This window comes from Aeromicrobium erythreum, from assembly GCF_001509405.1.
GTDB lineage: Bacteria > Actinomycetota > Actinomycetes > Propionibacteriales > Nocardioidaceae > Aeromicrobium > Aeromicrobium erythreum.
This window is the reverse complement of record NZ_CP011502.1, coordinates 951595-965794: the sequence shown is the minus strand read 5'-3', so window position 1 is coordinate 965794 and position 14200 is coordinate 951595. Positions and strand designations below refer to the sequence as shown.

The window sequence follows — 14200 nt, the reverse complement described above, 5'->3', positions numbered from 1 at the left end:
GTACGACGACGGCGTGACCACCCCCACGACCCCCGAGACCGACCCCAGCAGTTCCGAGCCCAGCACCACCGGGCCCAGCACGCCCGGCCCCAGCAGCACCGCCCTCGTGCTGATCGACCTCCAGGAGGACTTCCTCTCCACGCCCGGCCTCGCCCGACGTCGCGCCGGGCTGCTGGCGGCCGTGCACTGGTGGGTCGGTCAGGCGCGTCGACACGGTGCGCCCGTCGTCGAGGTCCGCACGGTGCTGCCGCGGGACCCGGCCACCTGGGCGCTGAACATGCGCGACGACGACAGTCCCGTCGCCCTCGAGGGCACCGACGGTGCGGGGCCGGTCTCCGAGCTGGCGGACGTCGACACGATCCTGGTGACCAAGCGTCGTGACGACGCCTTCCTCGACACCGAGCTGCTCGAGGTGCTGCGGGCCCACGACGTGGACCGGCTCCTGCTCGCCGGCGTCGCCACGCAGGCGTGCGTCGCGATGACCGCCGCGAGCGCGTACGCGCACGACTTCCGGGTCAGTCTCGCCGGCGGCGCGGTGGCCTCCGACGACGACCACGCACACCAGGAGGCGCTGCGCTGGCTGGCCGAGGAGTACCGCCAGGACGTCCGGGAGCCTCGCGAGGGCTGGCCGACGGCCTAGCGGCGTTGCTCGACCCGTGCCCGGCACTGCGGGCGCGGCGGCATCCGTCGCAGCGAGACGGTGCCCTCGTGCACGACGGCGCCTGAACGGGCCAGCTCGGGCAGCATGACGCTGAGGTAGGCGAGCGTCAGGTCCTCGCCGGGACACCGGTGGCCGCGCTCCCGCGAGCCCCCGCCCTGCGGCACGAGGTTGACGGCGGTGACCCGCTCCCTGGCGTACCGGAGCGGGTCAAAGACGTCGGGCCGCGCCCAGCTGCGCGGGTCGTGGTCCGTTCCCCACACGTCGAGCACGACCAGGGTGCCTGCCGGCACCTTCACGTCGCCCCAGCGGGTGTCCCGCCCGGCGCGAGCGGCGAGCAGCGGGACGAACGGCGTCGTCCGGCGCACCTCCTGCGCGACGTCGATCGGTGACAGCGTCCCGTCCGCCAAGGCCGAGCGCAGCGCCGGGTGCTCGTCGAGCGCTCGCGCCCCACCGGCCACCAGCCAGGCGACGGCCACCTGCGGGCGCACGACGTTGAGGAGCTCCGTCGCGGCGACCTCGGCGGCGACCTGTCGCCCGTCCTCGTCGCCCAGGTCCGCCACCGCGCGCACCAGGCCCGAGGCCTCCGTGCCGTGTCGCGCCGCGCGCACCTGGTCGACGACCCAGGCCTGGGTCCTGGCCCGCGCGGCTCGCGCACGCTGGTGGCGAGGGCCCGCGACGGCACCGAACCCGTCGACCATGGCGACGAGGTCGCGCCGCAGCGGCTCCCACCCCCGAGGGTCGACCGCCAGGCCGGCCCGCTCCACGGCGACGCGCGTGAGCACCGCGCTCGCCCGCTCGAACACGTCCACCTCGCCGTCCCAGCCGGACACCTCCTCCCGCCAGGCCGTCCCGAGACGCGCGGTCGAGGCTCGCACCGCCTCCGCGTCCAGCACGTCGACGAACCAGTGCTTGCGCACGGCATGGTGCTCACCATCGAGGGTGTGCACGGCACCCGGACCGAAGAGCGGTTGAGCCACGAGGCCCGGCACGGCGTCGCGCCGTCGCAGGGCTTCGTCGCCGTAGAACCAGGCCGCCGCCTCCGCGCCGCGCACGATGAGCGCCCGCGCACCCGCGACCCGGGTCGGGGTGACGTCCTCGGCGTCCCGACGACGACGCTCGGAGAAGCGGTAGCCGTCCAGCAGGAGGAGCGGGCTGCGATCGAGCCAAGGGTGGTCCAGGGCGATGTTCTTGGTCATGCCCCTCGTGTTCCCGTCACGGCGTCGGGGAACCGCCGTGTGGCGGACGCGGGACGGGGTACGTCGTGCGACGGACGTGAGGAGGACCTGATGCGCCCCACCGGCAGCGGGAGACGCGCGGGGGTCGCCCTCGCGGTCGCGACGCTCCTCGTCGCCGCCGGGTGCGGCGTCGCGGACGATCCCTTGGCGTCGACCGTCGACGAGCTCACCTCGTCCGCGCGCTCGGCGTCGCTGGCCGTCCAGCTGCACGCGGAGGGTCGGACGACGTCCGCAGCGGTCAGGACGCAGCTCGACGACGCGACGCTTGATGCGTCGGACGCGCTACGCCGGACGGCCTCGCTCGACGTGCAGCCAGGACAGGTCGAACCACGCCACCAGGCCCTGCGCGTCGGTGCCGACACCCTCGACCTCCTGCACCGCGTGTCCGACCTCGTGCGCGCGGGACGCGACGTACCTCGGCGGACCGCTGCCCGCCTCGACGACGTCGCGAACCGCCTCGCGCTGCTGTCGGCCGACGCGCGAGGAGCGACCTCGTGAACCGCCTGTTCGCTGCGACCCTCGGCATCCTCACCGCCATCGGCGGGTTCGTCGACATCGGCGACCTGGTGACGAACGCGGTGGTCGGATCGCGCTTCGGCCTCTCCCTCGCCTGGGTGGTCGTGGTCGGCGTCGTCGGCATCGTCCTGTTCGCGCACATGTCGGGCAAGGTCACGGCGATCAGTGGACGCGCCACGTTCGAGATCATCCGGGAGCGTCTGGGGCCGCGCGCCGCCCTGGTCAACCTCGGCGGCTCGATGGCACTCACGCTGCTGACGCTCGCCGCCGAGATCGGCGGGATCGCCCTGGCGCTGCAGCTGCTGGCCGGCGTCGCGCCGCTCACGATCGTGCTTCCCCTGGCGTTCGCGGTCTGGTGGATCGTCTGGCGGGTGCGCTTCAGCTGGATGGAGAACGCCGCAGGGCTCCTCGGCCTGCTGCTCGTCGGCTTCGTCGTCGCTCTCGTCGCCCTCGACCCCGACTGGACGGCTCTCGGCCGGCAGCTCGTCCCCTCCGTCCCGGCCGGGGGTGGCGAGAGCGGTCTCACCTACGCCTACTACGCCGTAGCCCTCTTCGGGGCCGCGATGACGCCGTACGAGGTGTTCTTCTTCTCCTCCGGCGCGGCCGAGGAGGGATGGACCTCCCGCGACCTGTGGATGTCGCGGCTGAACGTGCTGGTCGGCTTCACGCTCGGCGGTGTGCTCTCGCTCGCCATCGCCGGCTGCGCCGCCGTCGTGCTCCTCCCGGCGGGCATCGCGGTCACGAGTCTCTCGCAGGTGCTGGCACCGGTCGCGGTCGCTCTGGGCGTCGTCGGCGTCGTCGTGGTGCTCGTCGGGGTCGTGGCCGCCACGACCGGAGCAGCGCTCGAGACGGCGCTCGCGTGCGGCTACTCCATCGCGCAGTACGCGGGCTGGCCCTGGGGCAAGCGTCTGCGGCCGGTGCAGGCGCCGCAGTTCCACGTCGTGGTCGCTGGCGCCGTCGCCCTGGCGTGCGTCGTCCTGGCCACGGGCGTCGACCCGATCATGGTCACCGAGTTCTCGGTCGTCTTCAGCGCCGTCGCCCTCCCCCTGACGTACTTCCCGGTCCTCGTCGTCGCGAACGATCCTGACTACGTCGGCGAGCACGTCAACGGGCGAGTCGTCAACGCGGTCGCGCTGGTCTACCTCGTGATCATCGGCGTCGCCGCGGTGGCAGCAGTGCCGCTCATGGTCCTCACCAGGATGGGGGCCTGACATGACCGAGGGCCCGCGACACCCGGCTCGGGGCCGGCTGGTCGACGTCAACCTGCACCTGCTCGACCGTCAGGTGCTCGACCGCGACGGCCTCCCCGTCCTCGCGGTCGACGACCTCGAGATCACGTGGCCAGGCCCCGGACCCACCGGGCGGCCTCAGGTCGACCGTCTCCTGCTCGGTTCCGGCCTGCTGACGCGGTTCTTCGGCGCTCGTGCGCCGTCATGGCAGCGCCGCGGCGTCCCTTGGCACGACGTCGCCTCGATCGACACGGCCGTCCACCTCGCCGTCGGCCGTGAGGAGCTCGATCTGCTCTGGGTGGAGCGGTGGTGGCGCGATGTGGTCGTCGCACGGATTCCCGGAGGCCGTCATGATCCTCGGTGAGCTGCTCGGCGCACTGGTCCTGCAGGACGGCGAGCGGGTCGGCGTGGTCGTCGACGCACGGCTCCTGGTGCCCGACGACCGGTCGGCGCCCGAGGTCGTCGGTCTCGTCATCGGTCCGCGACGAGGCACGGCGTTCCTGGGCTACGAGCGACGCAGCGCGCGTCGGCCGGCCCTGCTCGCGCACCTCTTCGCGTGGCGTCAGCGCGGGTCCTACCTCGTCGACGTCGCCGACCTGAGCTGGCAGCCCGACGACCGTCAGGTCGTGCTCACGAGCGGCTGCACGCGCTGGTCGTCGAGGCTGGACGACTGATCGGGGTCCTGGCCGGGGTCGAGCTCCTCCGCGTCGGCGTCGGGCTCGGCGCCTTCGGCGGATGCCTCGGGATGGGGCGTGGTCATGACGGTCCTCCTCGGATCGGGTGACCGACGCGTACCCCGACGGCGGTCCCCCACGCACCTGTCGGTGTCGAGGCGCGGATCGGGTACGTCAGCCTCCATGGACGACACCGCCTGCACCCCTGCCGACCTCGACCGGCTGCACGACGCCATGACCGAGGAGAGGTCGCGGCTCCTCGAGCGGGTGGGCGACCACCACCGCTCGGGACCGGTCAGCGGCGACTCGGCCGACCGCGCGGAGCTCGGCGTCGAGACTGAGCTCGACGTCCTCATCGAGACGCAGGACCGTGAGCTCCTGCGCCAGGTCGACTTCATGCTCGAGCGGCTCGAGAGCGGCCTCTACCCGGTCTGCGTCGCCTGCGGCGCGCCCGTCGGCCGCGCGCGCCAGGAAGCCTTCCCGCGCGCCACGAGCTGCGTCGACTGCGCCCGCAGACCACGCCGCTCCTGAGCGGAGAACCCCCTCCCCCGCTCGGGACGCGTCAGTCCTGCTGCTCCCCGCTGATGCCCAGTTCGTGTTCGAGTTGGGTGATGCGTTGGGGTGCGTCGGTGGTGTGGTGGGGGTCGGTGGCGATGACGCGGTGGAACCATTGGAGGGCTTCGTGGGTGTTGCCGGTGGTGTGGAGGGTGTCGGCGTAGGTGTATTTGAGGCGGGTGGCCCAGGGGGCGCGGGTGGTGGTGTGGAGGGGTTCGGTTTGGAGGAGTTGGAGGGCGGCTTGGTGTTGGCCGAGGTCTCGGCGGGCGCCGGCGATGACGATGGTGAGTTCGATGTTGCCGGTTTGGTCGAGGTGGTTGCGGGTGGTGGGGGTGTCGTAGGTGAGGGCTTGGGTGGGTCGGCCGAGGGCGCGTTCGCAGTCGGCCATGATGGGGGCGTAGAGGTGTTGGCCGTTGATGCGGCGGGCGGCGCGGAGTTCGGCGAGGGCTTGGGCGTAGTGGCCGGCTGCGTAGGCGGTTTCGCCGCAGGCTTCGCGGATGAGGGCGTTGCGGGGTGCGCGGGCGCGGGCTGCGAGGGCGTGGGCGTAGGCGGTTTCGGGGTCTTCGTCGAGGAGGAGGCCGGCCATGATGAGGTGGCGGGCGACGCGGTCGGCGAGTTTGGCGGGGAGGTTGGAGAGCTGGTCGCGGGCGTAGCGGTCCAGGTCGGTGGCGGCGATGTCGTCGGGGATGGGGGGTCCGTCGTAGGTCTGTTGGTCGACGGTGCGTTCCTCGCGGTCGCGGTTGCGGGCCGGGCCGCCACGACGGTCGCCGGGCTTGCCGCCACGACGCTCCCCGGGCTTGCCGCCACGACGCTCCCCGGGCTTGCCGCCACGGGTGTCTGCGGGCTTGCCGCCGCCGCGGGTGTCTGCGGGCTTGCCGCCACGCCGGTCGGCGGGCTTGCCGCCGCCGCGGGTCTCGGCGGGCTTGCCTCCGCGGGTGTCGGCGGGCTTGCTGCCGCCCCGGTCGCTCGGCTTGCCGGGCCTGCTGCTGCCGCGGGTCTCGGCGGGTCTGCGGGGGCGGTTCGGGCCGCGTCCAGAGGACTGGTTCATTCCTTGTACTCCTGGTGAAATGCAGCAAGGCCGCCCCCAGTGGGGGCGGCCTTGTGCGTAATGATTGTCCGGCGGCGTCCTACTCTCCCACGCAGTCTCCCGCGCAGTACCATCGGCGCTGAAGGGCTTGACTTCCGGGTTCGGAATGTAACCGGGTATTTCCCCTTCGCCATGGCCGCCGAAACTCTATGGAGATATCAATCGTTCCCGACTCATATCTCGGGAACCTCACAGTGGACGCGCATGCTCTTGTTGTAGTGAAACAAGCCCTCGGCCTATTAGTACCGGTCAGCTCCATGCATTGCTGCACTTCCACTTCCGGCCTATCAACCCAGTGGTCTGCTGGGGGCCTTACCTGGTAAACCAGTGGGAAACCTCATCTTGAAACGTGCTTCCCGCTTAGATGCTTTCAGCGGTTATCACTTCCGAACGTAGCCAACCAGCCGTGCTCTTGGCAGAACAACTGGCACACCAGAGGTTCGTCCATCCCGGTCCTCTCGTACTAGGGACAGCCTTTCTCAAGTTTCCTACGCGCGCGGCGGATAGGGACCGAACTGTCTCACGACGTTCTAAACCCAGCTCGCGTGCCGCTTTAATGGGCGAACAGCCCAACCCTTGGGACCTGCTACGGCCCCAGGATGCGACGAGCCGACATCGAGGTGCCAAACCATCCCGTCGATATGGACTCTTGGGGAAGATCAGCCTGTTATCCCCGGGGTACCTTTTATCCGTTGAGCGACGCCGCTTCCACATGCCAGCGCCGGATCACTAGTCCCGACTTTCGTCCCTGCTCGAGCTGTCACTCTCACAGTCAAGCTCCCTTGTGCACTTACACTCGAAACCTGATTGCCAACCAGGCTGAGGGAACCTTTGGGCGCCTCCGTTACATTTTAGGAGGCAACCGCCCCAGTTAAACTACCCATCAGGCACTGTCCCTGATCCGGATAACGGACCTAGGTTAGATATCTAGTACGACCAGAGTGGTATTTCAACGATGACTCCACTCGAACTGGCGTCCGAGCTTCACAGTCTCCCACCTATCCTACACAAGTCGAACCAAACACCAATACCAAACTATAGTAAAGGTCCCGGGGTCTTTCCGTCCTGCCGCGCGTAACGAGCATCTTTACTCGTAGTGCAATTTCGCCGAGTTCATGGTTGAGACAGCGCCCAAGTCGTTACTCCATTCGTGCAGGTCGGAACTTACCCGACAAGGAATTTCGCTACCTTAGGATGGTTATAGTTACCACCGCCGTTTACTGGGGCTTAAGTTCTGTGCTTCGCTTGCGCTAACACGTCCCCTTAACCTTCCAGCACCGGGCAGGAGTCAGTCCGTATACGGCGTCTTTCGACTTAGCACGGACCTGTGTTTTTAGTAAACAGTCGCTTGGGCCTGGTCTCTGCGGCCTTCAACGCTTCGTGGAGCAAGTCCACTGACGAATCCGGCCCCCCTTCTCCCGAAGTTACGGGGGCATTTTGCCGAGTTCCTTAACCATGATTCACTCGATCACCTTAGTATTCTCTACCTGACCACCTGAGTCGGTTTGGGGTACGGGCGGCTCTGAAACATCGCTAGATGCTTTTCTCGGCAGCATAGGATCACTCACTTCGACTAAAACGTCTCCCCATCAGCTCTCAGGCACATGAACGGCGGATTTGCCTACCGTTCGCCCTACGACCTTGGCCGCGGTCTACCATCGCCGCGGTTGAGCTACCTTCCTGCGTCACACCATTGCTTGCCTAGTACCAGTTCGGGTCATGCGCTCTGCCGGTTAATGCTCCCGAAGGAGCTGGAAACCGGTTTCGGGCACTTAGCATCACTGGATTCAGCAGGGTCGCTTCAGTGCCGGTACGGGAATATCAGCCCGTTGTCCATCGACTACGCCTGTCGGCCTCGCCTTAGGTCCCGACTTACCCAGGGAAGATTAGCTTGACCCTGGAACCCTTGGTCATCCGGTGGAGGAGTTTCTCACTCCTCATTCGCTACTCATGCCTGCATTCTCACTCGTGTCGCGTCCACGACTGGGTTACCCCGCCGCTTCACTCGCGACACGACGCTCCCCTACCCATCCACGCACCTGGACCACGAAGGCCTGGTTCATGCGCGAATGCCATAGCTTCGGTGGATTGCTTGAGCCCCGCTACATTGTCGGCGCGAAATCACTTGACCAGTGAGCTATTACGCACTCTTTCAAGGGTGGCTGCTTCTAAGCCAACCTCCTGGTTGTCTCTGCGACTTCACATCCTTTTCCACTTAGCAATCTCTTGGGGACCTTAGCTGATGGTCTGGGCTGTTTCCCTCTCGACTACGGAGCTTATCCCCCGCAGTCTCACTGCTGCGCTCTCACTTATCGGCATTCGGAGTTTGGCTGAGTTCAGTAAGCTTGTAGGCCCCCTAGCCCATCCAGTGCTCTACCTCCGACAAGAAACACGCAACGCTGCACCTAAATGCATTTCGGGGAGAACCAGCTATCACGGAGTTTGATTGGCCTTTCACCCCTATCCACAGGTCATCCCCCCAGTTTTTAACCTAGGTGGGTTCGGTCCTCCACGCGGTCTTACCCGCGCTTCAACCTGCCCATGGATAGATCACTCCGCTTCGGGTCTAGATGGTGCAACTCAAACGCCCTGTTCGGACTCGCTTTCGCTACGGCTACGGCCCTCGCCTTAACCTCGCTACACCACGCTAACTCGCAGGCTCATTCTTCAAAAGGCACGCTGTCACCCTTCACAAGGAAGAGCTCCAACGGATTGTATGCACATGGTTTCAGGTACTCTTTCACTCCCCTCCCGGGGTACTTTTCACCTTTCCCTCACGGTACTAGTCCGCTATCGGTCATCGAGGAGTATTTAGGCTTAACGGGTGGTCCCGCCAGATTCACACCGAATTTCAGGGGTTCGGTGTTACTCGGGGTAACGAACAAGAGCCATGAGCTTACGACTACGGGGGTATCACCCTCTATGCCACGACTTTCCAGTCGGTCTCGTCTTCACTCATGGTTTATGACTCTTCGCTGATACGGCAGTCTCAGCAGTTCGGCCCCACGACCCCCCAGTGACAACGCCTGCCGGCTATCACATCACTAGGGTTTAGCCTCTTCCGGTTTCGCTCGCCACTACTTCCGGAATCACGGTTGTTTTCTCTTCCTGCGGGTACTGAGATGTTTCACTTCCCCGCGTTCCCTCCACACGCCCTATGTGTTCAGGCGCAGGTACCTGGACTTTCCTCCAGGTGGGTTTCCCCATTCGGACATCCCCGGATCACAGGTCGGTTGTCACCTCCCCGGGGCTTTTCGCAGACTCCAACGTCCTTCATCGGCTCTCGATGCCAAGGCATCCACCATGTGCACTTAGTAGCTTGTTACATACATTGCTACAAGATGCTCGCGTCCACTGTGAAGTTCTCAAGATACGTCCGGTCCCGCACTCCGATCCGACGCCTACCCACCAACACGCGGGCGGTTCACCGGGAAGAACGGTCCAAGAAGACCCAACCAACGGCTGATCCTTCAGGACCCAACAGTGTGCTAAGCGCGACCGCCACCAGATACTCGAGGTTCCTGCCCCCACCCGAAGGAAGAGGTGTACTGACAAGCACCAGTCAACGACCGGCCAACTAATCGACGTCCACTAGTGAGCTGCACTGCGCAGGACATTCGCCCACGACCAGCACATATGGACCCACCGACACTGCGGCGAGCCAAAAGCTCCTTAGAAAGGAGGTGATCCAGCCGCACCTTCCGGTACGGCTACCTTGTTACGACTTCGTCCCAATCGCCAGCCCCACCTTCGACGGCTCCCTCCACAAGGGTTGGGCCACCGGCTTCGGGTGTTGCCGACTTTCATGACGTGACGGGCGGTGTGTACAAGGCCCGGGAACGTATTCACCGCAGCGTTGCTGATCTGCGATTACTAGCGACTCCGACTTCATGGGGTCGAGTTGCAGACCCCAATCCGAACTGAGACCGGCTTTTTGGGATTCGCTCCACCTTACGGTTTCGCAGCCCTTTGTACCGGCCATTGTAGCATGCTTGAAGCCCTGGACATAAGGGGCATGAAGACTTGACGTCATCCCCACCTTCCTCCGAGTTGACCCCGGCAGTCTCCTATGAGTCCCCACCATCACGTGCTGGCAACATAGGACGAGGGTTGCGCTCGTTGCGGGACTTAACCCAACATCTCACGACACGAGCTGACGACAGCCATGCACCACCTGTATACCGACCACAAGGGGGGCCACATCTCTGCAGCTTTCCGGCATATGTCAAACCCAGGTAAGGTTCTTCGCGTTGCATCGAATTAATCAGCATGCTCCGCCGCTTGTGCGGGCCCCCGTCAATTCCTTTGAGTTTTAGCCTTGCGGCCGTACTCCCCAGGCGGGGCGCTTAATGCGTTAGCTGCGGCACGGAAACCGTGGAAGGTCCCCACACCTAGCGCCCAACGTTTACGGCATGGACTACCAGGGTATCTAATCCTGTTCGCTCCCCATGCTTTCGCTCCTCAGCGTCAGGTAATGCCCAGAGAACCGCCTTCGCCACCGGTGTTCCTCCTGATATCTGCGCATTCCACCGCTACACCAGGAATTCCGTTCTCCCCTGCATACCTCTAGTCTGCCCGTATCGGAAGCACGCTCAGGGTTGAGCCCTGAGTTTTCACTCCCGACGCGACAAACCGCCTACGAGCCCTTTACGCCCAATAATTCCGGACAACGCTCGGACCCTACGTATTACCGCGGCTGCTGGCACGTAGTTGGCCGGTCCTTCTTCTGCAGGTACCGTCACTCTCGCTTCGTCCCTGCTGAAAGAGGTTTACAACCCGAAGGCCGTCATCCCTCACGCGGCGTTGCTGGATCAGGCTTTCGCCCATTGTCCAATATTCCCCACTGCTGCCTCCCGTAGGAGTCTGGGCCGTGTCTCAGTCCCAGTGTGGCCGGTCACCCTCTCAGGCCGGCTACCCGTCGTCGCCTTGGTGGGCCATTACCCACACCAACAAGCTGATAGGCCGCGAGCCCATCCTTCTCCGCCAGAGCTTTCCACCCCCCACCATGCGACAGGGGGTCATATTCGGCATTAGACGTCGTTTCCAACGCTTATTCCAAAGAGAAGGGCAGGTTGCTCACGTGTTACTCACCCGTTCGCCGCTCGTGTACCCCCGAAAGGGCCTTACCGCTCGACTTGCATGTGTTAAGCACGCCGCCAGCGTTCGTCCTGAGCCAGGATCAAACTCTCCGTTGAAAACCCCACAAGGGGCCAACATCAAAATGACCCGGCAAACTGACTGCTGACAGTCAAAATTGTCGGAATTGCCACCGCGACACACACAACACCCCAAAAAGAGGCACCATGCCTGCCGACGGGGGTAAAACTGATTACTTCTCGTCGACTTTTAGCACACTGTTGAGTTCTCAAACATCAGACGCACACCCACCAGACAGACCCACATCAGGGCCCACCCACCAGGGGCTGGTCTATCCTACGCGGCTCGTGATCACCGGGTCAAACCCGGGGTCCTGCCACGATCACTCTCCGTTGTCAGCGGTCAGTCTCCGGAATTCAGTTCCTGGCGTTAACCGTTTCGGTTCGAGTGGCTGCTCGCTCCGAGTGCCCGGCCTCTCGGCCTTGCGCTCCGTCGTGCGGTGCAACAAGAAGAACATTACTCAGACGACCGGAGCAGGGTCAAATCCGTGCGGTGTGACCCCGGCCATACTCACGACCGGACCCGACGAATCCCTGCAACGGCGCGCTTTCCGCGGCGCAGGACGAGCCAGGAGCCGTGCAGGGCGTCCAGCGAGGCGAGCGGGGCCTCGGCGTCGTCGACCCTGCTGTTGTTGACGTACGCGCCACCCTCGGACACCGCACGGCGCGCGGCCGAGCGCGAGTCGACCAGGCCGGTCTCGAGCAGGGCGTCCGTGAGTGTCGCGTCGCCACCCAGCTCGACGACGCCGGTCTCCCCCAGCGCGGCCGCGAGGGTGTCCTCCGGCAGCTCGGCCAGCTCACCGCGACCGAACAGGGCCGTCGACGCGAGCTCCGCCGCGTCGACCTCGGCCTGCCCGTGCACGAGCGCCGTGACCTCGGCGGCGAGACGTCGCTGTGCGAGGCGTCGTCCGGGTGCGGCGGCGTGCTCGGCCATGAGCGCGTCGATCTCCTCGACCGGCACGAAGGTGAACTGCTTGAGGTACTCCCCCACCTTCGTGTCCTCGGCCTGGATCCACGACTGGTAGAAGGCGTACGGACTCATGAGCTCGCGGTCGAGCCACACCGTCCCCGACTCCGTCTTGCCGAACTTCGTGCCGTCGGCCTTCGTGATGAGCGGGGTGGCGAGGGCGTGCACCCTGCGTCCCTCCGAGCGACGGACGAGCTCGACGCCGGCGGTGATGTTGCCCCACTGGTCGCTGCCGCCGGTCTGGAGCACGCAGCCGTGGCGACGGTGGAGCTCGAGGTAGTCCATCGACTGCAGCAGGACGTAGCTGAACTCGGTGTAGCTGATGCCGCTCTCGAGCCGGCTGCTCACCACGTCGCGCGCCAGCATGCGGTTCACCGGGAAGTGCTTCCCGATGTCGCGCAGGAAGTCGATCGTGCTGAGGGACTCGGTCCAGTCGAGGTTGTTGACCATCGTCGCGCCGTTCTCCCCCTCCAGGTCGACGAAGCGGACGACCTGGTCGCGGATCCGCTCGACCCACGCCGCGACGGTCTCGTGGGTGTTCATGACCCGCTCGCCGGTCTCCTTGGGGTCACCGATGAGACCGGTGGAGCCACCGACGAGCAGGAGCGGTCGGTGCCCGGCGAGCTGGAGTCGCCGCGCGGTGAGGATCTGCAGCAGGTTGCCCACGTGCAGGCTGGGCGCCGTGGGGTCGAAGCCCACGTAGTAGACGATCGGGCCGGCGTCCATCTCGGCCCGCAGCGCCTCGAGGTCGGTCGAGTGCGCGACGAGTCCGCGGGCGGTCAGGTCGTCGAGGACGGATCCTCCGGCTGTGCTCACGTGGGGCTCCTGGTCGGTCGGGGCGGACGGCCCCATTCTGGCGCGCGACCGCGAGGGCCCGCGCAGCGGCGTCGGGAACACCAGCGGCGGCCCGACGGTTGGGACGGGCATGACGGTGGACGTGCAGATCTGGTCGGACGTGGCGTGCCCCTGGTGCTACGTCGGGAAGCGGCGCTTCGAGAAGGCCGTGGAGCGGTTCCGGGAGGAGGGCGGCGACGTGCAGGTCACCTACCGCAGCTTCGAGCTCTCGCCGGACACCCCGGTCGACTTCGAGGGCGACGAGGTCGACTTCCTCGCCCGCCACAAGGGCATGGCGCGCGAGCAGGTGGTGGGCATGCTGGCGCAGATGACGCAGGTCGCGTCCGACGAGGGGCTCGACTACGACTTCGCGGCGCTGCAGCACACGAACACCGTGCTGGCGCACCGTCTGCTCCACCACGCGCGCGCCGAGGGTCGTCAGGAGGAGATGAAGGAGCGGCTGCTCGCCGCGTACTTCGTCGAGGGCCGGCACGTGGGTCGGGTCGACGACCTCGCCGATCTCGCCGCGGAGGTCGGGCTCGACCGCGACGAGGTCGTGGCAGCCCTGTCCGGCGACGCCTACCTGGAGCAGGTGCGCGCGGACCAGGAGCAGGCGATGGCGCTCGGCATCCGTGGCGTCCCGTTCTTCGTGCTCGACGACCGGCTCGGCGTCTCCGGCGCGCAGGACCCTGACACGTTCCTGGGCGCCCTGCGCCGCGCGGCCGAGGAGCAGCCCGCGTGAACGGTCCGCTGGAGATGCTCGGCGACGACGCCGCGGCCGTCTGCGTCGACGGTGTGTGTGCCGTCCCCGCGACGACGTCGGCCCCGTCCGAGCGCGCTGCTCAGGACGGGGCCGACGAGGCGGGCACCAAAGACCCGGGATCAGCGCGTCAGGACGGTGTCAGCCGCGAGGCTTGACCGCCAGCACCGGGCAGGTCGCGTCGAGCAGCACGCGCTGCGACACGCTGCCCATCAGCGCCTTGCCCACCGGCGAGCGGTGCCGCACGCCGACGACGACGAGCTCGGCGTCGCGCTCCTGCGCGACCCGCACCACCTCGGCGCCGACGTCGGGCACGACCTCCTGGAGCACCTCGACCTCACCGACGCGCTCGCGCAGCCGCGCGACGGTGTCGGCGTCGGCGAAGTGCGGGTCGACGTAGGCGTCGCCCCGGGTCGCGTTGACGACGACGAGCGGGACCGAGCGTCGGCTCGCCTCCTCGGCGCCGGCGGCCAGGGCCGCCTCGCCGTACTCGTCCGGGCTGTAGGCCACGACCACTGCGGTCATG

At 66.4% G+C, this 14200-nt stretch carries 13 protein-coding genes and 3 rRNA genes; 8 read left to right on the top strand and 8 right to left on the bottom strand.

The genetic code is table 11. The features are described from left to right. Window positions 1-13: 13 nt before the first annotated feature. Entirely contained in the window at window positions 14-640 is a 627-nt protein-coding gene (locus Aeryth_RS04620; protein WP_067855267.1) for a cysteine hydrolase family protein, read from the top strand. Here the strand turns inward: Aeryth_RS04620 and Aeryth_RS04615 are convergent. Then, entirely contained in the window at window positions 637-1857 is a 1221-nt protein-coding gene (locus tag Aeryth_RS04615) for a cytochrome P450 (protein ID WP_067855264.1), read from the bottom strand. The genes Aeryth_RS04620 and Aeryth_RS04615 overlap by 4 nt on opposite strands. A 90-nt stretch (window positions 1858-1947) precedes the next feature. Between Aeryth_RS04615 and Aeryth_RS04610 the strand changes: the two genes are divergently transcribed. Genes Aeryth_RS04610 through Aeryth_RS04595 form a run of 4 tightly spaced genes read left to right on the top strand, consistent with a single transcriptional unit; the run spans window position 1948 to window position 4315 of the window. After that, window positions 1948-2394, top strand: coding sequence for a hypothetical protein (locus Aeryth_RS04610; RefSeq protein WP_067855261.1), 447 nt, complete (start codon window positions 1948-1950; stop codon window positions 2392-2394). Beyond that, window positions 2391-3623, top strand: coding sequence for an NRAMP family divalent metal transporter (locus Aeryth_RS04605; protein ID WP_067855258.1), 1233 nt, complete (start codon window positions 2391-2393; stop codon window positions 3621-3623). The genes Aeryth_RS04610 and Aeryth_RS04605 overlap by 4 nt, the downstream gene beginning before the upstream one ends. Window position 3624: 1 nt before the next feature. Beyond that, window positions 3625-4005, top strand: coding sequence for a hypothetical protein (locus Aeryth_RS04600; protein ID WP_067855255.1), 381 nt, complete (start codon window positions 3625-3627; stop codon window positions 4003-4005). Then, the gene (locus Aeryth_RS04595; RefSeq protein WP_067855252.1) at window positions 3992-4315 is read left to right on the top strand and encodes a hypothetical protein; all 324 of its coding nucleotides are present in this window, start codon (window positions 3992-3994) and stop codon (window positions 4313-4315) included. The genes Aeryth_RS04600 and Aeryth_RS04595 overlap by 14 nt, the downstream gene beginning before the upstream one ends. Here the strand turns inward: Aeryth_RS04595 and Aeryth_RS17835 are convergent. After that, the gene (locus tag Aeryth_RS17835; RefSeq protein WP_158509172.1) at window positions 4261-4401 is read right to left on the bottom strand and encodes a hypothetical protein; all 141 of its coding nucleotides are present in this window, start codon (window positions 4399-4401) and stop codon (window positions 4261-4263) included. The genes Aeryth_RS04595 and Aeryth_RS17835 overlap by 55 nt on opposite strands. Before the next feature lie 97 nt (window positions 4402-4498). Between Aeryth_RS17835 and Aeryth_RS04590 the strand changes: the two genes are divergently transcribed. Beyond that, window positions 4499-4846, top strand: a complete 348-nt coding sequence (locus Aeryth_RS04590) for a TraR/DksA family transcriptional regulator (protein WP_067855249.1) — start codon at window positions 4499-4501, stop codon at window positions 4844-4846. A 31-nt stretch (window positions 4847-4877) separates the two neighbouring features. Here the strand turns inward: Aeryth_RS04590 and Aeryth_RS04585 are convergent, their stop codons facing one another. From Aeryth_RS04585 to tyrS, 5 genes are all read right to left on the bottom strand, one after another. Beyond that, window positions 4878-5918, bottom strand: a complete 1041-nt coding sequence (locus tag Aeryth_RS04585) for a tetratricopeptide repeat protein (protein ID WP_144433663.1) — start codon at window positions 5916-5918, stop codon at window positions 4878-4880. Window positions 5919-5984: 66 nt separating this feature from the next. Beyond that, window positions 5985-6101, bottom strand: a 5S ribosomal RNA gene (gene rrf / locus Aeryth_RS04580). Window positions 6102-6176: 75 nt separating this feature from the next. Next, window positions 6177-9282: ribosomal RNA gene (locus tag Aeryth_RS04575) — 23S ribosomal RNA — on the bottom strand. Between the two features lie 351 nt (window positions 9283-9633). Further along, window positions 9634-11152, bottom strand: a 16S ribosomal RNA gene (locus Aeryth_RS04570). The 16S, 23S and 5S rRNA genes sit together here, the layout of an rRNA operon. 472 nt (window positions 11153-11624) lie before the next feature. Further along, window positions 11625-12896: a tyrosine--tRNA ligase gene (tyrS, locus tag Aeryth_RS04565; RefSeq protein WP_236749819.1), complete on the bottom strand. Its 1272-nt coding sequence runs from the start codon at window positions 12894-12896 to the stop codon at window positions 11625-11627. 109 nt (window positions 12897-13005) lie between these two features. On the opposite strand from tyrS, the gene Aeryth_RS04560 reads away from it, so the two are divergent. Together Aeryth_RS04560 and Aeryth_RS04555 are read left to right on the top strand one after the other, a co-directional pair. Next, a complete protein-coding gene (locus Aeryth_RS04560; protein WP_067855243.1) occupies window positions 13006-13656 on the top strand; it encodes a DsbA family oxidoreductase in 651 nt (216 codons plus the stop codon). After that, window positions 13653-13832: a hypothetical protein gene (locus tag Aeryth_RS04555; protein ID WP_067855240.1), complete on the top strand. Its 180-nt coding sequence runs from the start codon at window positions 13653-13655 to the stop codon at window positions 13830-13832. Before Aeryth_RS04560 ends, Aeryth_RS04555 begins: the two co-directional genes overlap by 4 nt. On the opposite strand, the gene Aeryth_RS04550 is transcribed toward Aeryth_RS04555, so the two are convergent. Beyond that, entirely contained in the window at window positions 13816-14199 is a 384-nt protein-coding gene (locus Aeryth_RS04550) for a universal stress protein (protein ID WP_067855236.1), read from the bottom strand. The two genes, Aeryth_RS04555 and Aeryth_RS04550, sit on opposite strands and share 17 nt — an antisense overlap. Between the last annotated feature and the right edge of the window lies 1 nt (window position 14200).